The 22,665-nt window shown below is 54.6% G+C and carries 20 protein-coding genes, 2 tRNA genes and 1 pseudogene; 17 read left to right on the forward strand and 6 right to left on the reverse strand.

Going from position 1 to position 22,665, the window contains the following annotated elements:
- The first annotated feature begins 39 nt into the window (after positions 1-39).
- The 4 genes and pseudogenes from ilvD (at position 40) to ilvC (ending at position 5,160) form a co-directional block, all read left to right on the forward strand.
- Positions 40-1,731 (forward strand): dihydroxy-acid dehydratase, encoded by a 1,692-nt coding sequence (gene ilvD, locus OO731_RS01515; RefSeq protein ID WP_264890383.1) that lies wholly within the window; start codon positions 40-42, stop codon positions 1,729-1,731.
- A gap of 51 nt (positions 1,732-1,782) precedes the next feature.
- Positions 1,783-3,543, forward strand: a pseudogene (locus tag OO731_RS01520) (acetolactate synthase large subunit); the annotation flags it as partial.
- Entirely contained in the window at positions 3,544-4,050 is a 507-nt protein-coding gene (gene ilvN, locus OO731_RS01525; RefSeq protein WP_138275067.1) for an acetolactate synthase small subunit, read from the forward strand. It abuts the pseudogene before it with no gap.
- A gap of 84 nt (positions 4,051-4,134) precedes the next feature.
- Entirely contained in the window at positions 4,135-5,160 is a 1,026-nt protein-coding gene (gene ilvC / locus OO731_RS01530) for a ketol-acid reductoisomerase (RefSeq protein WP_138275068.1), read from the forward strand.
- Between the two features lie 312 nt (positions 5,161-5,472).
- Here the strand turns inward: ilvC and OO731_RS01535 are convergent, their stop codons facing one another.
- The gene (locus OO731_RS01535; RefSeq protein WP_264890384.1) at positions 5,473-6,054 is read right to left on the reverse strand and encodes a hypothetical protein; all 582 of its coding nucleotides are present in this window, start codon (positions 6,052-6,054) and stop codon (positions 5,473-5,475) included.
- Between the two features lie 115 nt (positions 6,055-6,169).
- On the opposite strand from OO731_RS01535, the gene serA reads away from it, so the two are divergent.
- The gene (gene serA / locus OO731_RS01540) at positions 6,170-7,759 is read left to right on the forward strand and encodes a phosphoglycerate dehydrogenase (RefSeq protein ID WP_264890385.1); all 1,590 of its coding nucleotides are present in this window, start codon (positions 6,170-6,172) and stop codon (positions 7,757-7,759) included.
- Between the two features lie 62 nt (positions 7,760-7,821).
- Here the strand turns inward: serA and OO731_RS01545 are convergent, their stop codons facing one another.
- From OO731_RS01545 to OO731_RS01555, 3 genes are read right to left on the reverse strand one after another with little or no spacing between them, the layout of a single operon-like run.
- Positions 7,822-9,465, reverse strand: coding sequence for an FAD-dependent oxidoreductase (locus OO731_RS01545; protein ID WP_264890386.1), 1,644 nt, complete (start codon positions 9,463-9,465; stop codon positions 7,822-7,824).
- Positions 9,466-9,505: 40 nt separating this feature from the next.
- Entirely contained in the window at positions 9,506-9,841 is a 336-nt protein-coding gene (locus tag OO731_RS01550; protein WP_264890387.1) for a rhodanese-like domain-containing protein, read from the reverse strand.
- Between the two features lie 43 nt (positions 9,842-9,884).
- The gene (locus OO731_RS01555) at positions 9,885-10,142 is read right to left on the reverse strand and encodes a metal-sensitive transcriptional regulator (protein ID WP_264890388.1); all 258 of its coding nucleotides are present in this window, start codon (positions 10,140-10,142) and stop codon (positions 9,885-9,887) included.
- A 184-nt stretch (positions 10,143-10,326) separates the two neighbouring features.
- Between OO731_RS01555 and OO731_RS01560 the strand changes: the two genes are divergently transcribed.
- From OO731_RS01560 to OO731_RS01595, 8 genes are all read left to right on the forward strand, one after another.
- Positions 10,327-10,605: a rhodanese-like domain-containing protein gene (locus tag OO731_RS01560; protein ID WP_264890389.1), complete on the forward strand. Its 279-nt coding sequence runs from the start codon at positions 10,327-10,329 to the stop codon at positions 10,603-10,605.
- Positions 10,606-10,616: 11 nt separating this feature from the next.
- Complete coding sequence (locus OO731_RS01565; protein ID WP_264890390.1) at positions 10,617-11,234, forward strand: methyltransferase domain-containing protein; 618 nt, start codon at positions 10,617-10,619, stop codon at positions 11,232-11,234.
- A gap of 49 nt (positions 11,235-11,283) precedes the next feature.
- The gene (locus OO731_RS01570) at positions 11,284-12,321 is read left to right on the forward strand and encodes a 3-isopropylmalate dehydrogenase (protein ID WP_264890391.1); all 1,038 of its coding nucleotides are present in this window, start codon (positions 11,284-11,286) and stop codon (positions 12,319-12,321) included.
- Positions 12,322-12,350: 29 nt separating this feature from the next.
- Positions 12,351-13,445: a branched-chain amino acid aminotransferase gene (locus OO731_RS01575; protein WP_264890392.1), complete on the forward strand. Its 1,095-nt coding sequence runs from the start codon at positions 12,351-12,353 to the stop codon at positions 13,443-13,445.
- A 14-nt stretch (positions 13,446-13,459) separates the two neighbouring features.
- Complete coding sequence (locus OO731_RS01580) at positions 13,460-14,215, forward strand: fumarylacetoacetate hydrolase family protein (protein ID WP_264890393.1); 756 nt, start codon at positions 13,460-13,462, stop codon at positions 14,213-14,215.
- 43 nt (positions 14,216-14,258) lie between these two features.
- Positions 14,259-15,773 carry a glutamate--tRNA ligase gene (gene gltX / locus OO731_RS01585; protein ID WP_264890394.1) on the forward strand — a complete coding sequence of 505 codons (1,515 nt, stop codon included), beginning with the start codon at positions 14,259-14,261 and terminating at the stop codon, positions 15,771-15,773.
- A 44-nt stretch (positions 15,774-15,817) separates the two neighbouring features.
- Positions 15,818-15,889: transfer RNA gene (locus tag OO731_RS01590), tRNA-Gln, on the forward strand.
- Between the two features lie 81 nt (positions 15,890-15,970).
- Positions 15,971-16,360, forward strand: a complete 390-nt coding sequence (locus OO731_RS01595) for a hypothetical protein (RefSeq protein ID WP_264890395.1) — start codon at positions 15,971-15,973, stop codon at positions 16,358-16,360.
- Positions 16,361-16,393: 33 nt separating this feature from the next.
- On the opposite strand, the gene OO731_RS01600 is transcribed toward OO731_RS01595, so the two are convergent.
- Positions 16,394-17,041, reverse strand: coding sequence for an MBL fold metallo-hydrolase (locus OO731_RS01600; protein WP_264890396.1), 648 nt, complete (start codon positions 17,039-17,041; stop codon positions 16,394-16,396).
- A 76-nt stretch (positions 17,042-17,117) separates the two neighbouring features.
- Here OO731_RS01600 and OO731_RS01605 point away from each other — a divergent pair, with 76 nt between their 5' ends.
- Positions 17,118-19,139, forward strand: coding sequence for a heavy metal translocating P-type ATPase (locus OO731_RS01605; protein ID WP_264890397.1), 2,022 nt, complete (start codon positions 17,118-17,120; stop codon positions 19,137-19,139).
- A 60-nt stretch (positions 19,140-19,199) separates the two neighbouring features.
- Positions 19,200-19,272: transfer RNA gene (locus OO731_RS01610), tRNA-Glu, on the forward strand.
- Between the two features lie 85 nt (positions 19,273-19,357).
- Here the strand turns inward: OO731_RS01610 and OO731_RS01615 are convergent.
- Entirely contained in the window at positions 19,358-20,590 is a 1,233-nt protein-coding gene (locus OO731_RS01615) for an MFS transporter (protein ID WP_264890398.1), read from the reverse strand.
- A 51-nt stretch (positions 20,591-20,641) separates the two neighbouring features.
- Between OO731_RS01615 and leuC the strand changes: the two genes are divergently transcribed.
- Together leuC and leuD are read left to right on the forward strand one after the other, a co-directional pair.
- A complete protein-coding gene (gene leuC, locus OO731_RS01620) occupies positions 20,642-22,063 on the forward strand; it encodes a 3-isopropylmalate dehydratase large subunit (RefSeq protein WP_264890399.1) in 1,422 nt (473 codons plus the stop codon).
- Complete coding sequence (leuD, locus tag OO731_RS01625) at positions 22,063-22,662, forward strand: 3-isopropylmalate dehydratase small subunit (RefSeq protein ID WP_138275085.1); 600 nt, start codon at positions 22,063-22,065, stop codon at positions 22,660-22,662. The genes leuC and leuD overlap by 1 nt, the downstream gene beginning before the upstream one ends.
- The last annotated feature ends 3 nt before the right edge of the window (positions 22,663-22,665 follow it).

Consider the following 22,665-nt stretch of genomic DNA (forward strand, 5'->3'; position numbering starts at 1 on the left):
TAGGCTACCTCCAACTGTGAGAAAGATAGACTTGAACGTATGTCTGCAGATATGAAACCGCGTTCACGCGACGTAACCGATGGTATTGAAAAAACTGCCTCTCGAGGCATGCTCCGTGCAGTTGGCATGGGAGACGAAGACTGGGTAAAGCCTCAGATCGGTGTTGCTTCATCTTGGAGCGAAGTCACTCCCTGCAACCTTTCATTGGACCGACTGGCTGACGCCACCAAGCAGGGTGTTCACGCCGCTGGTGGTTACCCACTTGAATTCGGCACCATTTCGGTTTCAGACGGCATCTCAATGGGCCACGAGGGTATGCACTTCTCTTTGGTTTCTCGCGAGGTTATCGCTGACTCTGTTGAGACCGTTATGCAGGCTGAGCGTCTTGACGGTTCGGTGCTGCTTGCCGGTTGCGACAAGTCACTGCCGGGCATGCTTATGGCTGCAGCCCGCCTAAACCTTTCATCGGTGTTCTTGTACGCCGGTTCGATCATGCCTGGTTGGGTAAAGCTCGAGTCTGGCGAAGAAAAGCAAGTCACCATCATCGATGCTTTTGAAGCCGTCGGTGCCTGCAAGGCCGGCAAGATGTCTGAAGAAGACCTTGGCCGCATTGAGCGCGCCATCTGCCCGGGCGAAGGCGCCTGTGGCGGTATGTACACCGCAAACACCATGGCTTCAGCTGCCGAGGCGCTGGGCATGAGCCTTCCTGGTTCAGCAGCCCCACCGGCTGTAGACCGCCGCCGTGATGTCTGGGCACACCGCTCAGGTGAGGCAGTAGTCAACCTTCTGCGCCTCGGTATCACCGCTCGCGACATCCTGACCAAGAAGGCGTTTGAGAACGCAATTGCCGTAACCATGGCATTCGGTGGTTCAACCAACGCAGTTCTTCACCTATTGGCAATTGCGCGCGAAGCAGAGGTTGACCTAACCCTCGATGACTTCAACCGCATCGCAGACAAGGTTCCGCACCTTGGCGACCTAAAGCCATTCGGTCAGTTTGTTATGACCGACGTTGACCGTGTTGGTGGCGTGCCGGTAGTAATGAAGGCCCTGCTTGACGCTGGTCTAATTCACGGCGATGCCCTAACCGTTACCGGTAAGACCGTTGCCGAGAACCTTGCTGGCATCAACCCGCCTGACCCAGACGGCAAGATCATCCGCGAACTACAGAACCCAATCCACAAGACTGGTGGCATCTCGATCCTCAAGGGTTCGATGGCTCCAGAGGGTGCTGTTGTTAAGACCGCTGGTTTTGACCTAGAAGAGTTCACCGGCCCTGCTCGTGTGTTTGAGCGAGAGCGCGCCGCCATGGATGCCCTAACCGAAGGAAAGATTGCTGCCGGCGACGTAGTGGTTATTCGCTACGAAGGCCCTAAGGGTGGTCCGGGTATGCGTGAAATGCTTGCCATCACCGGCGCAATTAAGGGTGCGGGATTGGGCAAGGATGTTCTACTATTGACTGACGGACGATTCTCAGGCGGCACAACCGGCCTTTGCATCGGACACATTGCACCAGAGGCCACCGAAGGTGGACCAATTGCTCTGGTTCGCGATGGCGACTTGATTCGAGTCAACATCGCTTCTCGATCGCTCGAACTACTCGTTGAGCCTGAAGAGTTGGCTGCCCGCAAGCAAACATGGCAGTCTCTTCCACCGCGCTATACCCGAGGCGTTCTCGCGAAATACTCAAAGCTCGTGCACTCTGCAGCAGAGGGCGCTTACTGCGGCTAATTCGCGTTCCACCGTCAACCAATAGGTTGACGCTCGAAAGCTACTGAGAGAAATCAAATGTCTAATGAGATTCTGACCGGCGCCCAGGCGATTGTTCGCAGCCTGGAGCTTCTCGGCATCGAGGACGTTTTTGGTCTGCCTGGTGGAGCAATTTTGCCTACCTACGACCCACTAATGGACTCGCAGAAAATTCGTCACATCCTGGTTCGTCACGAGCAGGGTGCAGGTCACGCAGCCGAAGGCTATGCGTCATCATCGGGCAAGCTCGGTGTCTGCATCGCAACCTCAGGGCCTGGAGCAACCAACCTAGTTACCGCGATTGCTGACGCCTACATGGACTCAGTTCCGCTGTTGGCAATCACCGGTCAGGTGGGCTCAAAGCTCATCGGTACCGATGCTTTCCAAGAAGCTGACATCGTGGGTATCACCATGCCAATCACCAAGCACTCGTTCTTGGTGACCAAGGCTGAGGACATTCCTGAGACCATCGCCGCTGCAGTCATGATTGCGACTACCGGCCGCCCTGGTCCGGTTTTGGTTGACATCACCAAAGATGCTCAGCAGGGTAAGGCTGAATTTGTTTGGCCACCAAAGGTTGAGCTCGCTGGCTACAAGCCGGTAACCAAGCCGCACGGCAAGCAGATTCAGGCAGCTGCCCAGCTAATCGCTGAGTCAAAGCGCCCGGTTCTGTACGTTGGTGGCGGTGTGGTTCGCGCTGGCGCCCACAAAGAATTGCTAAAGCTTGCCGAGCTCATCGGTGCCCCGGTTGTGACCACACTGATGGCCCGCGGTGCGTTCCCAGACTCACACAAGCAGAACCTAGGTATGCCTGGCATGCACGGAACCGTGCCTGCCGTGACCGCTCTGCAGAAGAGCGACTTGCTAATTACCCTTGGTGCGCGCTTTGATGACCGCGTTACCGGAGACGTCAAGAGCTTTGCTGTTGGTGCCAAGGTAATTCACGTAGACATCGACCCAGCCGAGATTGGCAAGATCCGTTTTGCTGATGTGCCAATCGTGGGCGATGCCAAAGAGGTTATTACCGAGCTAAACGCTGAGATGGCGGCAACTCTAAAGACCGCCAAGCTAGACATTGCCGAATGGTGGTCTTTCATTGATGGTTTGGTTGAGCGCTACCCGCTTGGTTACAGCCCAGCTACCGATGGCAAGCTTTCACCGCAGCACGTGATTCAGCGTGTTGGTGAGTTGAGCGGCCCGGAGGCAATTTACGCTGCCGGTGTTGGTCAGCACCAGATGTGGTCGGCTCAGTTCATTAAGTACGAGCGCCCAAATGCCTGGCTAAACTCAGGCGGCGCCGGTACTATGGGCTACTCGGTTCCAGCAGCCATGGGTGCCAAGGTTGCCAATCCAGACCGCCTGGTCTGGGCGATCGACGGCGACGGTTGCTTCCAGATGACCAACCAAGAGTTGGCTACCTGTGCCATCAACAACATTCCAATCAAGGTTGCGTTGATCAACAACTCATCCTTGGGAATGGTTCGTCAGTGGCAGACACTGTTCTACAACGAGCGCTACTCAAACACCGATCTACACACCGGCACCGATGCCCTCATGATTCCTGACTTCGTGAAGTTGGCTGAGGCTTACGGCTGCCTGGGTATCCGTGTTGAAAAAGAAGAAGACATCGATGCAGCAATCAAGCTGGCCATCGAGACCAACGACCGCCCGGTTGTTATTGACTTCATCGTTAGCCGCGACGCCATGGTCTGGCCAATGGTCGCTGCCGGTCTATCAAACGACGCTGTTCAATATGCCCGCGATGCGGCTCCGATCTGGGATGGTGTTGAGTAAATGTCTACACACGTACTTTCTTTGCTTGTAGAAGACAAGCCTGGAATCTTGACCCGCGTGGCAGCGCTTTTTGCTCGCCGCGGTTTCAACATCGAGTCTCTGGCGGTTGGCGTAAGCGAAATCGAGGGTCTCTCACGAATCACCGTGGTGGTTGGTGTTGAGGGTGCTCCGCTCGAGCAGGTGACCAAGCAGTTGAACAAATTGATCAACGTAATCAAGGTTGTTGAGCTGGATGCCGATCAGGCGGTGCAGCGTGATCACATGCTGATCAAGGTAAAGACCGATGCGGTAACTCGCTCTCAGGTGCTTGAGGCAGTAACCTTGTTCCGTGCGCGCGTTATTGACGTAGTCAGCGATGCACTGATTATCGAGGTCACCGGCGACACTGCAAAGTGCGCAGCCTTCATCAAAGTTCTCGAACCATTCGGCATCAAAGAATTGGTGCAGTCTGGCGTATTGGCAATGGGTCGCGGCTCAAAGTCAATCACCGAGAAGGTGCTCAAGTAAAAGCTTCGAGGGGGCCAAGCTCTCTCGGTAGAACCACAGATTCAAACGAAACATCTTTTAAAGAAGAAAACAAGGAGATACAAAGTGGCTGAAATCTTTTATGACAAGGATGCAGACCTTTCGATCATTCAGGGTCGCAAAGTTGCAGTACTTGGCTATGGTTCACAGGGACACGCACACTCACTAAACCTGAAGGACTCAGGCGTGGATGTTGTTGTTGGTCTTCCTGCAACCTCAAAGTCAAAGGCAAAGGCTGAAGAAGCTGGCCTTAAGGTTCTAACCCCAGGCGAGGCTTCAGCATGGGCAGACGTAATCGTTGTTCTTGCACCAGACCCACGTCAGCGCGACCTATACAACGAGGACATTGCTCCAAACCTAACCGCAGGTAAGGCACTTGTTTTCGGTCACGGTTTCGCAATCCGTTACGGCTACATCACCGCTCCAGAGGGTGTTGACGTATTCCTAGTTGCTCCAAAGGGCCCAGGCCACTTGGTTCGCCGCGAGTACGAGGGTGGCCGTGGTGTGCCAAACCTAATCGCAGTTCACCAGAACGCAACCGGCTCAGCATTCGAGCTAGGTCTTTCATACTCAAAGGCAATCGGTGGAACCCGTGCGGGCACCATCAAGACCACCTTTGCTGAAGAGACCGAGACTGACCTATTCGGTGAGCAGGCTGTTCTTTGTGGTGGCGCTTCACAGCTAATCCAGTACGGTTTCGAGACTCTAACCGAAGCTGGTTACCAGCCAGAGGTTGCTTACTTCGAGGTGCTACACGAGCTGAAGCTAATCGTTGACCTAATGTACGAGGGTGGCATTGCTAAGCAGCGTTGGTCAGTTTCTGACACCGCTGAGTACGGTGACTACATCTCAGGCCCACGCGTCATTGGCCCAGAGGTCAAGGAGCGCATGCGCGATGTACTAACCGACATCCAGGACGGCACCTTCGCAAAGCGTTTCGTTGCTGACCAGGATGCAGGTGCTCCAGAGTTCCTAGCGCTACGCGCCAAGGGCGAGGCTCACCCAATCGAGGCAGTTGGCCGCACCCTGCGCAAGCTGTTCTCATGGATCAAGAACTCAGACGACTACCAGGAAGGTAACGCAGCTCGCTAATTCGAGTCGTGTTCCGGTAGGAATCCTAAAGACCCCTCACTTCGGTGGGGGGTCTTTTTCTTGACCCTTGGCGCCATGGCTATCCGTGAGCGCAAAGCCCGGAAAATCTTGTTGCTTGGTATACCCCTAGGGGTATAAAATAGAGAGCAAGAAATTCTTTGAAGGAGATAATTATGTGTTCACCAGCACTTTGCAGCTCATGCAACAAAGTCACCTGGACCGGCTGCGGCGGTCACATTGAAGAAGCCCTGGAGGGTGTTCCTCAGGACCAGCGCTGCACCTGCAACGACTAATCAACGAGGTCTACGGAACTCAGGGAATAAGGGTCAACTCCACTAGGGGGTTGGCCTTTACTTCTTGAACAAAGTCGGTGTCTTCGCGCTCCCAGGCTAGAGCGGTTGCAAATTGAACGTTTACTTCGCGGCCCAAAATATCCTCAGCCTTGGCTGCTGCCCTGGAGGCCTCGATTCGGCTCACGTTTCCGATCAGAAGCAAGTCGACTTCTTTTGGTGCAGCTGCGGTTTGCCTAGATAGGCGCGCGGCCCAAACTCCAAATAGGTAGGCGTGATCGATTCCATCCAAGCCGACCAAAAGTGGCGGCAGCACCGCAGCGGGCCCATAGCTAAAGGCAATGATTTGGCTGACCGAGTCAAAGAGTAGGTGCAGCTTATTTGCTTGGATGAGCCTTGCGCGACCCACGGTCTTCTGAACTACAAGTTGCCCGTCAAGAAGCCGGTCAACCTCGCGCATGGCAGTGGGCAGGCTGGTGCCGGCAAAGTCCGCTAGGTGGCTGATGGCAAAGAATTCATCGGGGTTCATGAACAATTCGGCCAAAATCAGGCCTTGCACGTCACTTTTCAGCAGCGGTGATAGCTTTGCGGCAGCAACTTTCATGTAAGCAAGTATAAGTAATGTTTAATGAAAGTTAGGCTGATGATTTTGTCGAAATTCAACCCTAAACTTATTCCTGTCGCCAAATTCGAGGCGCAAAAATCACAAGGATGATGAATTGACTAAGCCAGTTGTTCTAATTGCAGAAGAGCTTTCTCCAGCGACCGTTGAAGCACTAGGTCCAGATTTTGATGTAGTGAACGTGGACGGTACCGACCGCCCTGCACTGCTTGCCGCATTGGCAAAGGCCGACGCCATTTTGGTGCGCTCGGCAACCCAGGTTGACGCCGAAGCCATCGCCGCCGCGCCACAGCTCAAGGTTGTTGCTCGCGCCGGTGTTGGCCTAGACAACGTAGATATCAAGGCCGCAACAGCTGCCGGTGTGATGGTTGTCAACGCGCCTACTTCAAACGTCGTTTCAGCCGCTGAACTAGCGATTGCACAGATGCTTGGTTTGGCTCGTCACATTCCAGATGCCAACCAGTCACTTAAGGCTGGCGAGTGGAAGCGCTCACAGTTCACTGGAGCCGAGCTTTACGAGAAGACCGTTGGAATCGTGGGCCTTGGCCGCATCGGTGGTTTGGTGGCCGCCCGCCTTGCTGGTTTTGGCGTCGAGCTAATTGGTTACGACCCATACATCACCCCAGCACGTGCCGAGCAAATGGGTGTCAAGTTGGCTACTTTGGATGAGCTAATGGAGAAGTCAGACTTCATCACCATTCACATTCCAAAGACCCCAGAGACCACTGGCATGATCTCGACAGAGCAGTTCAAGTTGGCCAAGCCAAACCTGCGCATCGTTAACTGCTCTCGCGGTGGCATCATCGATGAGGCTGCGCTGTACGAGGCTCTAAGCACCAACCAAATTGCCGGTGCCGGTCTTGACGTTTTCGTAACCGAGCCACCAAAGGAAAGCCCGCTACTTGGCCTAAAGAACATCTTGGTCACCCCTCACTTGGGAGCATCTACCGATGAGGCCCAGGAGAAGGCTGGTATTTCGGTTGCCAAGTCGGTTCGCCTGGCGTTGGCTGGCGACTTGGTGCCTGATGCCGTAAACGTAGCCGGTGGAAACATCGATGCATCTGTGAAGCCGGGTATCAACCTTATTGAGAAGCTTGGTCAGGTGCTGTTCGGTATCTCTGGCGGAAATGTGTCAGCTATTGAGGTTGAGGTTCGCGGAGAAATCGCAGTTCACGATGTGTCTGTGCTCAAGCTGGCCGGCCTAAAAGGCTTCTTCCAGAACGCCGTTACCGAGCAGGTCTCCTACGTCAATGCGCCGCTTATGGCTGACTCCCGCGGTATCGATGTAAAACTCACCGTTGACACTAACTCTGAGGAATACCGCAACGTCACCACAATCAAGGCAACCCTGTCTGATGGCACTACCGCATCGGTTTCGGGTACAGTAACCGGCCCTAAGTTGCACCAGAAGATCGTCAACATCAACGGTTACGACGTAGAGCTTGGCCTAGCTGAGCACCTAGTCTTGATGGTTTACGCAGACCGCCCAGGTATCGTCGCGGTTTACGGCAAGGCTTTCGCAGACGCCAACATCAACATCGCTGCGATGCAGATTGCTCGCCAGCAGAAGGGCGGCAAGGCTCTGTCAGTCATCACCGTCGACTCTCCAGTTGCCGCTGATGTCCTTGAGGGCGTGCGCGTAGCGATTGAGGCTGATGTTATGAAGGCCATCGACATCCAGGCCTAGCCTTTGGTTCGACAGAATTACAAAAAGACCCCGAGCAAAATGCTCGGGGTCTTTTTTATCGCCTAGTTCCCAGCTCGGGCCAGGGCATCCATGCCCGCGCGCCAGGTAATAAAGCCGCCATCTAGGTTGCGCACCTTCATCCCGTGCGCTTTTAAAATTTGCGTTGCGGTGTGGCCGCGTTGTCCGACTGCGCAGTGAACAATCACGTCCTCATCCTGAATCTGGTGCAGGTGGTCACGCAGTTCATTTACATCGATGTTGATCGAGCCAGGAATACTGTCTAGGGCGTGCTCTCCCTTGGTGCGAACATCGATTAGTTGAGCACCGTTAGCCATGGCACTGCTTAGCTCATGCCACTGAACAGTTGGGGTGGTGCCCGTGATTACGTTGTTGCCGACGTATCCGGCCTGGTTGATTGCATCCTTGGCTGATCCAAACTGGGGTGCGTAGGCCAACTCAAGGTCCATCAAATCGTCAACCGTCAGACCAGCGTAAATTGCAGTTGCAATCACATCGATGCGCTTATCAGCGCCATCCTCGCCGGTGGCCTGGCCACCGAGAATCTTGCCGGTTGCAGGGTCAAATAGAACCTTTAGCGAAACCCGCTTTGAGCCAGGGTAGTAGCCAGCGTGGTTGCTTGGGTGCAGGTGAATTACCTGGTGATTAATGCCAGCCCTCTTGGCAGCCTTTTCGGTCAGGCCGGTAACAGCGGCTACAAAACCAAATGCCCCGATAATCGCCGTTGCCACCGCTGGGTGTACGCGGGTCTCGATTCCGGCAATTGCATCGGCAACCAGTCGGCCGTGGCGGTTAGCCAGGTTGGCCAACGGCACCAGCAGGTGTTCCCCGGTTAGTTGTCCGTTTTTCTCCACGGCATCGCCGGCAGCATAGATGTGTTCATCGCTGGTGCGCTGCTGCTCGTCAACCCAAAGCCCGCCGGTGGTACCGATTTTTAGGCCAGCTTCTCGAGCCAGTGAGTTGTCAGGTGAAACACCTGCCGCCGAGAACACCAAGCCAGCCGGAAGCTCGCGACCGTCTGCCAGGATTACCGAATCGGCTGTGATTTCAACCGGCTCTGTACCTAGCTCAAGCTTGACCCCGTTGCTGACTAAACGCGCTTGCAGAGGCTCAATTACCTCTGGGTCAAACTGACTCAAAATTGAGGTGCCGCGTTGAATAATTGTAGTTTCAATGCCCAGGTGGGTAAGGTTTTCGGCCAGCTCGATACCGATGAAACCGGCGCCGAGAATTACCGCTTGCTTGCCAATGTTGGCTTGGGCGGCAGCCTTGACCTCATCGGCGTCCACTACGTTGCGCAGGGTCATGGCCCGTTCAATGCCAGGGATGTTGAGCTTACGTGGCTTGGCACCGGTTGAAATGATCAATTTGTCGTACGAATCGGTGCTGGTGGCACCGGTCTGAATGTTCAATACCGAGACCGTCTTTGCCGCTTTGTCGATCGCGGTAACCATGTTGTTTACCTTCACGGCAATTCTGAATCGGTCCCAGAGGGACTCGGGTGTTTGCAAGAGCAGTAGTTCGCGTTTTGCAATCACGTCACTCACGAAATACGGAAGACCACAATTGGCGTAGCTAACGTGCTCGCCCATTTCATAAACAGTGATCTCTGCGTCTTCTCGCAATCTGCGCAAGCGCGTAGCAGCAGACATCCCGCCCGCTACACCGCCGATGATGATTACCTTCATTTCCACTCCTAGAAAAAGTAAATCGTTGTTGTTTCAGTGGTTATTTAGAGACCGATAGGCCTTGGCGACGCCAGTTGGCAGTGCCCCCGGCAACGTTGGTGACCTTATAACCCTTGGTAGCTAGAAAAGTGGCAGCCTGTGCTGATCGTGCACCACTTTGGCAGATCACCAGAATGTCCCGCTCAATCGGTAGGTCGTGTAGGCGATTCGGGATTGACCCGAGAGGAATGTGCTTGGCTCCGGACGCGTGCCCAGATTTGAACTCTTGGCTCTCACGAACATCAACCAAGAGCGCACCATCGAGCTGCATCTCTTTGGCGCGAGCTGGCGAGACGGTTTCAAATTTCTTTTTGAACAGGTTGCCGAATAGGCCCATTTTGAATCCTTACTGGTGAAAAAGTTGAATGGATGACAGGTGGTTAGGCCAGGGACATGAAGGCTTTTTCGAGGGTCTCGCGATTGGCCTTTCCCTCCGGGTCGTTGCCGCACTTGGCCATTCCGGTCGAAATAATGGTGAATCCTGCGCGGGTTAGGGCAGTGCTGGCGGCAGATAGTTGTGTCAATAGCTCGGTGCAGTCACGGCCCTCGTCGAGCATCTTCACGATTCCACCGATTTGCCCCTGAACGCGTACCAAGCGGTCGCGAGCGGCTTTGAGTTCAGTTGGTTCGATTTGCATGGTTCTCCTTGGCTTGACCTAAATCTATTTCTAGCATACCCTAGGGGGTATACAAACCGCCAGTAACTTTTCTACTACGGAGATCAAAATGCAGAAAAAGTTTTTCCAGGTACTCGCTACCCTTGTAGTAGCGCTTTTCGCTACTTTCTCACTATCCGCTTGCAGCAGCCAAGGACCAATTGACATGTCATCAGTTTCAGCAGTAATCGATGTTCGCACCCCAGCAGAGACCGCCGAAGGTTATCTAGAAGGCGCTCTCCTAATCGACTGGCAGGGCCCAGATTTCGGGACCGAAATCGAAAAGCTAGACAAGGCAGCTGACTACGTAATCTACTGCCGCTCAGGCAACCGCGCCGGTCAGGCAATCGAGGCTATGAAGGGCCTTGGTTTCACCGGCAACCTAACCAACGCCGGCGGTCTAGACGACGCCGCTTCGGTCACCGGACTTCCAATCGTTTTCTAAGTAGCAAAATAATGGCGATGAATTCTGAGTACTGGGATGCAAAGTTCGACGTACCGGAATACATCTACACCAAAGATGTAAACCGCTTTGTAAAGCAGTTTTGTGAGCACCTCCCTGCCGGCAAGATGATTGATCTTGCCGGTGGCGAGGGCCGCAACTCAGTCTGGTTCGCCGAACGCGGCTGGCAGGCCGAGAACATCGATTTTTCTAAGAAGGCACTTACTAAGGCGTTGGCTTTTGCTGAGGAACGCGGTGTGGCTGACAAGTATTTTGCCCACATTGCCGATGCAACCGGTTTTGAATCGGTGCTCACTCCAGTAGACCTTGGAGTGATTGCCTACCTTCAAGTGAATAATCAAGACCTCTTCGATGCCATCGACACCCTGGTAGACAACATCAAACCGGGCGGTTACCTGTTTGGCGTATGGCACGCGCGTGAGAACCTGGTCGAGGGGTTTGGCGGGCCGCAGGACCCAAGTGTGTTGCCAACAGCCAGTGAAGTTCGCGAATTTCTAGAGACGCTTCCGGTTGAAATTGAAACTCTCGAAAACTTTGAGGGTCAAATTCAGACTCGAGACGGACTCAAGCCATCGACAACGCTGGTACTTATGGCCAAGCGCCTCAAGTAATCACTGCTACGCAGTAAACTCAAGGTATCAACTGCCCTGGGAGCTTCAATTGACGCGTGAATACAAAATTGCCGTAATCGGTGGGGATGGCATTGGGCCTGAAGTCACCAAAATTGCTTTGGAAGCAATGAACCGAGCCACTGTTGGCTCGGGAGTCGAGTTTAAGACCACCGAATTTGATCTGGGTGCCCGCCGCTACCTAGCTAACGGTGAGACCCTCACCGATGCAGACATGGCCTCACTCAAAGAACATGACGCAATCCTTCTAGGTGCCATCGGTGACCCAAAGGTTCCATCAGGCGTGCTCGAGCGTCAGTTGCTTCTAAAACTCCGTTTTTCTTTTGACCACTTCGTAAACCTTCGCCCGACCAAAATTTATCCGGGTGTGGTTAGTCCACTTGCCGACCCAGGCAAAGTTGACTTTGTTGTGGTCCGTGAAGGCACCGAAGGTCCTTATGTTGGCAACGGTGGCGCTATCCGTGTTGGTACTCCAGCCGAGGTAGCTAACGAGGTCTCGGTGAACACCGCCTACGGCGTAGAGCGTCTGGTTCGCTATGCTTTCGAATTGGCTTCGACCCGCGATCGCAAAAAAATCACCCTGGTACACAAGCACAACGTATTGGTCCACGCCGGTTGGCTTTGGCAGCGCACAGTAAACAAGGTTGCCGAAGAATTCCCAGGCGTAAGTCACGACTACCTTCACATCGATGCCGCAACCATCTTCATGGTCACCGACCCTGAGCGCTTTGATGTCATTGTCACCGATAACCTATTCGGCGACATCATCACCGACTTGGCTGCTGCCATCGGTGGCGGTATTGGTCTGGGTGCATCCGGAAACATCAACCCGACCGGTGAATTCCCAAGCATGTTTGAGCCGGTACACGGTTCTGCTCCAGACATTGCCGGCAAAAACCTTGCCGACCCAACCGCAGCCATTCTCTCGGCTGCACTGTTGCTAAACCACCTAAACAATCCGGTGGCAGCTGCACGAATTGAAAAAGCCGTTGCGGCCGACCTCGCAACTCGCGGCGACCAAAAGCGTTCAACCACCGAGGTAGCTGAGAGCATCTTCGCTCTCCTCTAAACCGCAAGGATTCAAGAAAGTAGCAGATCATGGCCGATCTAAAATTTGAAGTCACCCGCAACCCAAACCCAAAGCCAGATGCTGAGCGCGAGGCCATCTTGGCCGCACCGGTCTTCGGCGCTAACCTAACCGACCACCAGGTGGTTATTGTGTGGGAAAAGGACAAGGGCTGGCACAGCGCCGAGGTAATTCCTTACGGCCCGATCATGATGGATCCATCAGCAGCGGTTCTTCACTACGGTCAGGAAATATTTGAGGGCATCAAGGCCTACCGTCACGCCGACGGCTCAATTTGGACATTCCGCCCAGAGGCTAACGCGGCTCGACTGCAGCGTTCGGCTCACCGCATGGCTTTGCCTGAGCTGCCGGTTGAACTATTTGTTGAATCGCTTCGTCAGCTGATTGCTGTTGATGGCGCTTGGGTTCCGCAGCCAGTTGATGAAAAGACGCTTTACATTCGTCCATTCGAAATTGCCGCCGAAAACTTCTTGGGTGTTCGAGCAGCCCACCGTGCCGAGTATCGCGTGATTGCTTCTCCGGTCGGCCCTTACTTCACCGGAGGACTAAAGCCGGTGTCGATTTGGATTGCCCTCGACTCAGCTCGAGCTGGCCGTCACGGCACCGGTGAGGCCAAGACCGGCGGAAACTACGCGGCCTCACTTCTGGCTCAGGGTGAGGGCTACGAGAACGGCTGCTCGCAGGTAATGTTCCTCGACGCCGAATCAGCCACCTACATTGAAGAGCTGGGAGGCATGAACCTGTTCTTCGTTTACAAAGATGGCCACGTTGCCACCCCGGCGCTCGACGGCACAATCCTGCACGGCATCACCCGCGCATCAGTTATCCAGTTGATTAAAGACCGTGGCCTTTCGGTAGAAGAGCGCAAGATTACTCTCGATGAGGTGCGCCAGGGCATCAACGGCGGCGACATCGTTGAGGTGTTTGCCTGCGGTACCGCTGCGGTAATTACTCCGATTGGGCAGTTCAAGAGTCGCGAAGAAACCATCGGTTCAGAGACCAGCGAGCCTGGCCAGCTAACCGCAAGTTTGCGTGCCGAACTAACCGGTATTCAGTACGGAACGGTCGAAGACCGCCACGGCTGGATGGTTAAGCTAGCCGACTAGAAAGAAGCCCGATCATGCGCGTAGCCAGATTCAGTTTGAACGGCGAGCCGAAGTTTGGTGTGCTTGATGGGCCTGAGCTGGTTGTTCTTGCTGGTCACCCGCTGGTGAACGGCTATGAGACCACGGGCGAGCGCGTGCCGCTAAAAGATGTCAAGTTGCTGGCGCCGATTATCCCGTCCAAGGTTGTTTGCATCGGTAAGAACTATGCCGACCACGCGGGAGAGTTGGGCTTGGCCCTAAACCCAGAGCCAACTATCTTTTTCAAGCCTTCAAGCGCCATCGTCGGCCCTGGTGACCCAATCCAAATTCCGCAGCAGAGTGAACGCATCGAGTTGGAAGTTGAACTCACTGTGGTGATCGGCCAGATTGCCAAGAATGTTTCAGAGGCAAATGCGCTGGATTACGTGTGGGGTTTCACAATTGCCAACGATGTCACCGCGCGCGACCTGCAATTTAGCGATGACCAGTGGGCTCGGTCCAAGGCTTTTGACAGCTTCTGCCCGCTTGGCCCGTGGATTGAGACCGAGTTTGTTCCAGACGGTCAAATTCTTGAAAGCCGCATCGATGGTGAAACCAAACAACAGGCCTCGATTGACCTGATGATTCACGATGTGCCAAAAATCATTTCTTACGTGAGCCAAAACATGACCCTGCTGCCCGGCGACATTATTTTGACGGGAACCCCGGCCGGAATTGCGCAGATTCAACGCGGCGAGATCATCGAATGTGAGATCGAGGGCATCGGCACTCTGCTAAACCCTGTGGTTTAGCGCCCCGCTGTAGGGCAAGTCGGTCGTTTAGACTTGAGAAACTATGTCTTCAGCCATCACAGCTCCCTTTACCGACGCCACTGGCGCCGATGTCAAAGTTCGATTCTGCCCATCTCCAACCGGTCTACCGCACGTTGGTCTGATTCGAACCGCACTCTTCAACTGGGCTTACGCCCGTCACACCGGCGGTTCATTCCTGTTCCGCATTGAAGACACCGATGCCGAGCGCGACAGCGAAGAGTCATTCGAGATGATTCTCGATGCACTCAACTGGTTGGGTTTGAACTGGGATGAGGGCGTGAATGTTGGCGGTCCTGCCGAGCCATACCGCCAGTCAGAGCGCACTCACATTTACCAAGAGGTAATCGACAAGCTCAAGGCATCTGGGCACATTTACGAGAGTTACCTGACCGGAGAAGAGCTTGACGAGCGCAACCGCGCAAATGGTCGTGCCGTGCAGTTGGGCTACGACAATTCTGAGCGTGAGCTAACCGAAGAAGCCAAGGCAGCCTACCGAGCCGAAGGCCGTTCACCGGCGCTGCGTTTGCGAGTGCCAGATGTAGACATTACTTTTACCGACCTAGTTCGCGGCGAAATTACCTTCCCGGCAGGTTCGTTCCCTGACTTTGTTGTGGTTCGCCCAAACGGTCAGCCGCTGTACACACTGGTCAACCCGGTTGACGACGCCCTAATGGGAGTAACCCACGTGCTACGCGGTGAGGACCTATTGTCTTCAACCCCTCGTCAGATTGCGCTGTACAACGCACTCTACGAAGCCGGAATCACCAAGTTCATTCCGCAATTTGGTCACCTGCCTTACGTGATGGGGGAGGGCACTAAGAAGCTCTCGAAGCGTGATCCAGAGGCCAACCTTTTCCACCACCGCGACCGCGGCTTTATTCCAGAGGGTTTGTTGAACTATCTGGCACTCCTTGGCTGGGGCCTTAGCGCCGACCAAGATATTTTCACCATGGATGAACTGGCAGCGGCATTTGACGTCACCAACGTGAACCCAAACCCGGCCCGATTTGACCAGAAGAAAGCCGACGCTATCAATGCGGCTCACATTCGCTTGCTCGGTGCCGATGACTTCAAGGCTCGTTTGATGCCTTACCTGCAGAGCGCCGGCGTTGTCGGAGCAACTCTTTCCGAGGCAGAACAGCGAGTTCTTGATGCTGCGGCCCCGCTTATTCAGGAGCGCTTGGTTGTCTTGAGTGAGGCACCAGATTTGGTGAGTTTTATGTTCAAGACTGCCGACCAGATTGTCGTTGAAGAGGATGCCAAAGCGGGTCTGCCAGAAAACACCGTTGAGGTCCTAAACGCCGGTGTTGCTGCACTGGAGGCAATTGCAGAATCTGACTTCAAGACTGAGGTTATCCAGGCGGCACTTCAGGCAGCACTGATCGACGGACTGGGTCTCAAGCCACGTGTGGCATTTGGTCCACTGCGCACCGGAATTTCAGGCCGTCGCATTTCTCCGCCGTTGTTTGAGTCGATGGAGATTCTCGGAAAAGCCGAGACCATCGCTCGTCTAAACGCGTTTGCTCGAGTGGCCTAACAGGGCTAAGATTGTAAGTCGAGCCCACGGCTCGGTTCATACTCTGGGGTATGGTGTAATTGGCAACACGGAGGTTTCTGGTACCTTTGTTCTTGGTTCGAGTCCAGGTACCCCAGCTTTAGAAAATGGTCTTTCCCGTCAAGGGAGAGGCCATTTTTCTTTAGGTTGAGGCAATCGCAGGAGCCTAAACTATTCCAATGAATCCAGCATCAATTGCCGCCCTAAGCGTCGCTATCATCTACGTTTTTATTGCCATGTTTCAGCTTGCACTGGCCCTTGGTGCACCGATGGGTGAGTACGCGTTTGGTGGCCAGAACCCGGGCAAACTGCCGGTTGGCTTTAGGGTTGCGTCGGTGTTTTCTCTGGCAATTAACTTCGCAATTGCGGGTCACTTCTTGGCTCAGGCATCGGTGTTGCCGCAGTTGTTGCCCACTGAACTCAATGTTTTGGCCAACTGGGGATTGGTCGGATTTGCCGGATTGGGTGTTCTGCTAAACAGCATTTCGAGAAGCAAAAAAGAGCGTCAAATGTGGGTTCCGGTAACCGTGCTTATACTGATTTGCGCGGTTATCGTCGCCATCGGCTAACCGACATATCAAACCTCGGTTGCTAGACCGGGTTTAGACGCTGGTGGTTTGCCCAGGCTCGAGGTACTCAAAAACCCCACCGCCCTGTTCGGTTACCAATTGAATTCGACTGTTATTGAGCGCATGGCCAACCTCGCTCAACAGAGCGTTGTGAGTCGCAAAGCTCCGTTTTGGTCGCACAGCGGCCAGAAAATCCATAACATCACCGATCTTCAACCACGGAGCCGAGGCTGGGCAGGCAAGTAGCTCAACCTCGCAATCCGGCTGGGTGTAGCTGTCGCCAGGATAGTAAAGCTTTCCGTTGATTAGCACTCCACAGTTTTGAACTAGGGGAATGCTGCGATGAATCTCGGCGTGTAGGTCTCCGAAGAATTCAAGTGTGAATTCGCCTTCGACAAAAAAGTCTCCGTGGCAAACCACGCCTAAATCAAAATTTGGTCGCGAAGCTGCCAGCCTTGAGCACACCTCGGCCGGGCCATAAATTTTCACACCCGGATTATTTGCGTAGATCCGGTCCAGTTGCTCTTCGTAGCAGTGGTCATCGTGAATGTGCGTAATTACTACGGCACGAACACCAGTGAGCTGCTCCATTGGTCGGGTGTAGAAACCAGGGTCAACGATTATTTTGTCGCTACCCTCTTCAAGTAGCAGGCAGGCGTGCTCAAATTTTGTGATCTGCATGGTCTCATTCTGCCAAGTAAATCCGCCGGCCGAGACTAGGATTTGGAGGGCAAAAGATTACTGAGAGAGCAACCTAATGACGCAGGACCAACAGCACAGAGCCAAGCACTCGGCTGGTTTGCTGCGCCCATCGGTGTTCAGAAACTACCTGTTTTTGGCCAGCCCCTTTGCCATTGCGAGCATTGTCTTTGACCCACTTTTTGGCCTAAGCATGGGCTTGGTACCGACCGCCGCGCCAGCCATTCTCTTGGGCCTTGGCTCGGTCTTGCTAGCCACACTCACCCCAATTCTTCGCACCGCTGTAGCTGAACTATCAAGCCGCAAGCCAAGTGGAGCAGTGCTGACAGCCATTGCTCTAATCACCCTTTTCGGTCTGAATCTCGCCTGGAGTGTGACTGCACTGGTGGGCGCTGAACCGACTTTTGCCAGCGGTTGGTGGCAATTTGCCCTCGTTGTTCTGCTGGTATTGCTGGGCAACTGGCTGGCGTCCCGTGCGTTCAAGCGCATCGATCGGATCAAGACCAACCTTGGCCAGCTACTACCTAAATCCGCGCAGCTCCTTGACGGTGATCAGGTCCGCGAGGTTGCAGCTGACCAACTCCGCATCGGTGACCTAATCGAGGTTCGACCAGGGCAAATAATCGCGGCCGATGGCAAGGTTTTGTCAGGTTCTGCAGACGTGAATGACTTTGTCATCACCGGCTCAAACCAAGCAGTTTTTAAGTCTGAGGGTTCTCCAGTCTGGGCCGGCACGCAGACAAGTGCTGACGCCAAGCTAGGTCATGGAATCCTGCAGATTGAGGTCGAACGCGCTGGTTCGGCTACTCACGTTGGTGCGCAGCATCGGTTGCTGTTGAGCGCCGAATCCAAGCCGTCAAAACTCGAACAGACGCTGCACGATGCCAGCGTCTGGGTTTTTTACGCTGCCGTGTTGATTGCTGTCATTGTGCTGGCCGCGACTGTTGCCATAGATGCCTCGCAACTGGCCGGGGCGCTAACTGGGTTTGTTGCCGCCCTATTGATTTTCTCGCCGCAAAACCTCAAGTATGTGGTTGCTCCAGTGGCAATCAGTGCAATTCATCGGGCCGGCAAGACTGGCTTGCAGGTGCAGGATCGAGCCTCGTTTGAGGCGCTTACCAAGGCCGACGCTGTGGTTTTCGACAAGACCGGCACTCTGACCACTGCAGAGCGCTCTTTCGTGCGGGCCCGCCTGACTCATAACTCTCCGCTGCAAAATATCGATGAACTTATTGCCCTGGCGGCTGGCGTTGAGGTCTTCGCCAAGCACTCGGTAGCCGCGCGAATTGTTGCTGAAGCCCAGATGCGCCGCCTCGAAATACCCGAAATTCTGGATTTCCGAGTCATTCCTGGTCAGGGTGTAACCGGCATTCTTGATGGTTCAACCATCATTGTTGGCGGTGCCGCGCTGCTAACCGGTCGCAATATCGACATTTTTGTTGGCGATTTAGTTCAGGCTGATCAAGCCAACCAGTCTGGTAACTCGGTAATTTTTGTCATTCGTGACAGCGAGCTGCTCGGCTACATCGAGTTGAGTGACATCATTCGGCCAAATGCTGACTCTGTGGTCACCCAGTTGCACCTGCGCAAAAAGCGCGTCGTTCTAATCACCGGTGATGCCCACGGTGTTGCCGACTTTGTTGCCCGCCAGTTGGGAATTGCCGAGGTCTACGGTGAACTGGTCCCAATCCAGAAGGCCAAAACTATCGATCAGTTGAAGGCCGATGGTTCAGTGATAGCCATGGTTGGCGATGCCGAGAACGACCTCGAATCGCTTGAACGCGCAGACATCGCGATTGCGGTTGGGGTCGACGCCCACGTCGATTCCGAAGCGGCAGGTCTAATTCTGAACACCTTGAACCCGATGGCTGTGGTGCACGCGATTGATCTATCTAGCAAGGCGTCTCGGGCCATTAGGGCCAACCTAATTTGGTTTGTTGGTGCAACCCTTGTGGTCCTTCCGATTGCCATCGGTGCAGCGGTTCTTCCGGCCAGTCCGCTCCTAGCGGTGGCTGCCAGCTTTGTGCCGGTCTGGGGCATGGCCCGCAGTGCCGGCAAATTCTTGGGTAACTCTCGCTAAGTTTGGCCTCAACTAGCATCGCCGCAAAAGATGTGGCATAATCGTCAGGTTGCACAAAACGGTCCCATCGTTTAGCGGCCTAGGACACCGCCCTCTCACGGCGGCAGCAGGGGTTCAAATCCCCTTGGGATCACGAAATCTCCCTCTCGATGACTTGCTCTCGGGAGGGAGTTTTTTCTTAAGTGGCAGCTGGTCTGCCCGTTGGTTTTAGTGGTGCTTTACTGGCGCTCAAGGCGCCCAAATGCGCCCAGTCCAACAATGATCACGACTGGCACCAGTGCTGCCACATTCACCCCGATGAACGCAAAGGCCGCCAACACCGATCCGGCCAGGCCGCCACCGAGGGCACCCGCTAGGTTCATCGAAGAGTCGCTGAGGCCCTGCACGTTGGTTTTCTCATCAGCTGGCAATGACTCGGCCAAAAGCGCGGAACCTGCGACCGTAGCGGCCGACCAGCCTAGGCCAAGCAGAAACAATCCCACCGTGACCATGAATCGGTCCTCTGAGCCGAATCCGGCAAAACCGAGGGCAAAAACAAAAATCATTTGTCCCAGGAGGACTGTTTTTAGTCGCCCAAATTTATCGGCGAACCAGCCGAATACCGGTGAAAAGGCATACATTCCGGCAATGTGCAGGCTAATCGTGAAACCGACCACCACTAAGTCGTAGCCAAGGTGCTGCATGTGAATCGGGGTCATGGCCATGACCGAAACCATAATCATGTGGCTAAGGGCAATGGAGATGACGGCAAATTTAGCGAGGGGATAGGCCTGAAGGGTAGCCAGTGCCGAAGCAAACGATACCTTTGGTTTGAGTCCTTTGGTCTCAGCGTTGAGCTCTTTTGCCAACAGCAGTGGGTCGGGGCGTAGGCCAAACCAAAAAACCGTGGTGGCCGAGATCTGGGCAAGGATGGTGAAAAGGAACGGGCCGGTCATGGTTGGAAGACCCAAGGCCTGGCCAACAACCTCACCCGGTCCAAACATGTTGGGCCCAATTACTGCGCCAACGGTCGTGGCCCAAACCACAATCGAAAGATCTCGTGCCTTAGGCCTATCGGTTGGCACATCGGTTGCGGCAAATCTGGCTTGCAGGCCTACCGCTGACCCTCCGCCGAGGAGGAATAGCGCCACCAGAAGCAGCGGAAAGACGTGCACGGCAGCAGCGACAATAACCAAGGCTGCACCCGAGATTGCCAAAGCGGCACCGGATGCGAGTGAAACCCGGCGGCCCTTGGCAAACGCCAATCGAGCCAGAGGGATTGCCCAGGTTGCTGCGCCCAAGGTGCTGAATGTTGCAGCCGCACCCGCCCAGGCCGGCGAGCCGGAAAGTTCGGCAGCCAGAAGTGACCCAATTGAGAGGGTTGAACCTAGCCCAAACCCACCTAGTACCTGACCTACGGTCAGCACCTTGACGGTTCGGCGCTGAATAAAATCAAGGTCTTTTAGGTTCATCAAGCCAGCCTAAAAGGTAAACTTGAACTTCAATCGTTCTGAGGTGTTTGCATGACAAATAAGCCGTTAACTCTGGCTGAGAAGGTATGGAATGACCACTTGGTGGTCAAAGGCGAGAATGGCTCTCCGGACCTGCTCTACATTGACCTGCACTTGGTGCACGAGGTAACTAGCCCACAGGCATTTGACGGGCTTCGCATGGCCGGTCGCAAGGTTCGCCGCACCGACCTAACCATTGCCACCGAAGACCACAACACTCCTACCTGGGACATCGATAAGCCAATCGCTGACCCAACTAGCCGTACCCAGATTGAGGCCCTTCGCACCAATGCCAAAGAGTTCGGTGTGCGAATTCACTCACTTGGCGACAAAGACCAGGGCATTGTGCACGTGGTTGGCCCTCAGCTTGGTCTAACCATGCCGGGTATCACTGTTGTTTGTGGTGACTCTCACACTTCAACCCACGGTGCCTTCGGTGCCTTGGCCATGGGTATTGGTACCAGCGAGGTTGAGCACGTTTTGGCTACCCAGACTCTTCCGCTAAAGCCTTTCAAAACTATGGCGATCAACGTTGAAGGAACCCTGCGCCCAGGTGTGACCGCCAAGGACATCATCCTTGCCGTGATTGCCAAAATTGGCACCGGTGGTGGCCAGGGTTACGTGCTTGAGTACCGAGGCAGCGCCATCCGTGCCCTGTCTATGGAAGCCCGAATGACTATCTGCAACATGTCAATCGAGGCCGGAGCCCGCGCTGGAATGGTTGCGCCGGACCAGACTACTTACGACTATCTAAAGGGTCGCCCACATGCGCCAGAGGGTGCTGACTGGGATGCCGCAGTTGAGTACTGGAACACCTTGCCAACCGACGAAGGCGCCAAGTTTGATGCTGAAGTCTTCTTGGACGCCAACCAGCTTGACCCGTTTGTAACCTGGGGCACCAACCCTGGCCAGGGTGTTAGCTTGCTCGACGCTGTGCCAAACCCTGATGACATCGATGACCCAAACGAGAAGGCCGCTGCAATGCGCGCGCTCGAGTACATGGACCTTCAGCCTGGAACTCTGATGAAGTCAATTCCGGTAAACACCGTGTTCCTTGGCTCTTGCACCAACAGCCGCATCGAAGACCTTCGGGCCGCTGCCGAGATTATCAAGGGCAGAAAAAAGGCCGACGGCGTTCGTTTCTTAGTTGTTCCTGGTTCGGCACGCGTTCGTCTGCAGGCAGAAGCCGAAGGCCTTGACAAGGTCTTCAAGGACTTTGGTGCCGAGTGGCGCTTTGCCGGTTGTTCAATGTGTTTGGGTATGAACCCAGATCAGTTGGCGCCGGGCGAGCGAGCCGCTTCAACCTCAAACCGAAACTTTGAAGGCCGCCAGGGTAAGGGTGCCCGCACCCACTTGGTGTCTCCTCTGGTTGCTGCTGCGACGGCAATTCGCGGAACCCTTTCATCACCTGCTGACCTTGACGGAGACAACTAATGGAAAAGTTCGAAGTTTTCACTGGCGTTGCTGTACCGCTTCGCCGCAGCAATGTTGACACCGATCAGATCATCCCAGCGGTTTACCTAAAGCGCATCACCAAGACCGGCTTTGAAGACGCGCTGTTTTCGGCTTGGCGCAATGACCCTGAGTTTGTGCTGAACCAAGAGCCGTACAAGCACGGCCAGGTGCTAGTTGCCGGGCCAGACTTTGGTACCGGTTCCAGCCGTGAGCACGCGGTATGGGCACTACGCGACTACGGTTTCAAGGCAGTTTTGTCGAGCAAGTTTGCCGACATCTTCCGCGGTAACTCAGGTAAGCAGGGCTTGGTTGCGGGTCAGATCACCGAAGAAGACACTGAGAAGCTCTGGGCGGCAATTGAGGCCAACCCTGGTTCATCAATCACCATCAATCTGGTTGAGCAAACCGCCACGATTGGCGACCTAACCGTTCCGTTTGAGATTGATGAATACACTAAATGGCGTCTGCTTGAGGGCCTAGATGACATCGGTCTAACCTTGCGCGACGAACAGGCAATCACTGATTTTGAAGCCAAGCGCCCAGCCTGGATGCCTAAGACCCTTCCGATTAAGAACTAAGGA

The organism is Rhodoluna sp. KAS3 (genome assembly GCF_026000575.1).
Lineage (GTDB): Bacteria > Actinomycetota > Actinomycetes > Actinomycetales > Microbacteriaceae > Rhodoluna.

What these genes read in the sequence shown, in the direction of transcription:
- ilvD (WP_264890383.1), top strand. Translation starts at nt 40, where the DNA reads ATGTCTGCAGATATGAAACCGCGTTCACGCGACGTAACCGATGGTATT.
- ilvN (WP_138275067.1), top strand. Translation starts at nt 3,544, where the DNA reads ATGTCTACACACGTACTTTCTTTGCTTGTAGAAGACAAGCCTGGAATC.
- OO731_RS01535 (WP_264890384.1), bottom strand. Translation starts at nt 6,054, where the DNA reads ATGAAAGTTGCTGCCGCAAAGCTATCACCGCTGCTGAAAAGTGACGTG.
- OO731_RS01545 (WP_264890386.1), bottom strand. Translation starts at nt 9,465, where the DNA reads ATGAAGGTAATCATCATCGGCGGTGTAGCGGGCGGGATGTCTGCTGCT.
- OO731_RS01550 (WP_264890387.1), bottom strand. Translation starts at nt 9,841, where the DNA reads ATGGGCCTATTCGGCAACCTGTTCAAAAAGAAATTTGAAACCGTCTCG.
- OO731_RS01555 (WP_264890388.1), bottom strand. Translation starts at nt 10,142, where the DNA reads ATGCAAATCGAACCAACTGAACTCAAAGCCGCTCGCGACCGCTTGGTA.
- OO731_RS01560 (WP_264890389.1), top strand. Translation starts at nt 10,327, where the DNA reads ATGTCATCAGTTTCAGCAGTAATCGATGTTCGCACCCCAGCAGAGACC.
- OO731_RS01565 (WP_264890390.1), top strand. Translation starts at nt 10,617, where the DNA reads ATGGCGATGAATTCTGAGTACTGGGATGCAAAGTTCGACGTACCGGAA.
- OO731_RS01575 (WP_264890392.1), top strand. Translation starts at nt 12,351, where the DNA reads ATGGCCGATCTAAAATTTGAAGTCACCCGCAACCCAAACCCAAAGCCA.
- OO731_RS01580 (WP_264890393.1), top strand. Translation starts at nt 13,460, where the DNA reads ATGCGCGTAGCCAGATTCAGTTTGAACGGCGAGCCGAAGTTTGGTGTG.
- gltX (WP_264890394.1), top strand. Translation starts at nt 14,259, where the DNA reads ATGTCTTCAGCCATCACAGCTCCCTTTACCGACGCCACTGGCGCCGAT.
- OO731_RS01595 (WP_264890395.1), top strand. Translation starts at nt 15,971, where the DNA reads ATGAATCCAGCATCAATTGCCGCCCTAAGCGTCGCTATCATCTACGTT.
- OO731_RS01600 (WP_264890396.1), bottom strand. Translation starts at nt 17,041, where the DNA reads ATGCAGATCACAAAATTTGAGCACGCCTGCCTGCTACTTGAAGAGGGT.
- OO731_RS01605 (WP_264890397.1), top strand. Translation starts at nt 17,118, where the DNA reads ATGACGCAGGACCAACAGCACAGAGCCAAGCACTCGGCTGGTTTGCTG.
- OO731_RS01615 (WP_264890398.1), bottom strand. Translation starts at nt 20,590, where the DNA reads ATGAACCTAAAAGACCTTGATTTTATTCAGCGCCGAACCGTCAAGGTG.
- leuC (WP_264890399.1), top strand. Translation starts at nt 20,642, where the DNA reads ATGACAAATAAGCCGTTAACTCTGGCTGAGAAGGTATGGAATGACCAC.
- leuD (WP_138275085.1), top strand. Translation starts at nt 22,063, where the DNA reads ATGGAAAAGTTCGAAGTTTTCACTGGCGTTGCTGTACCGCTTCGCCGC.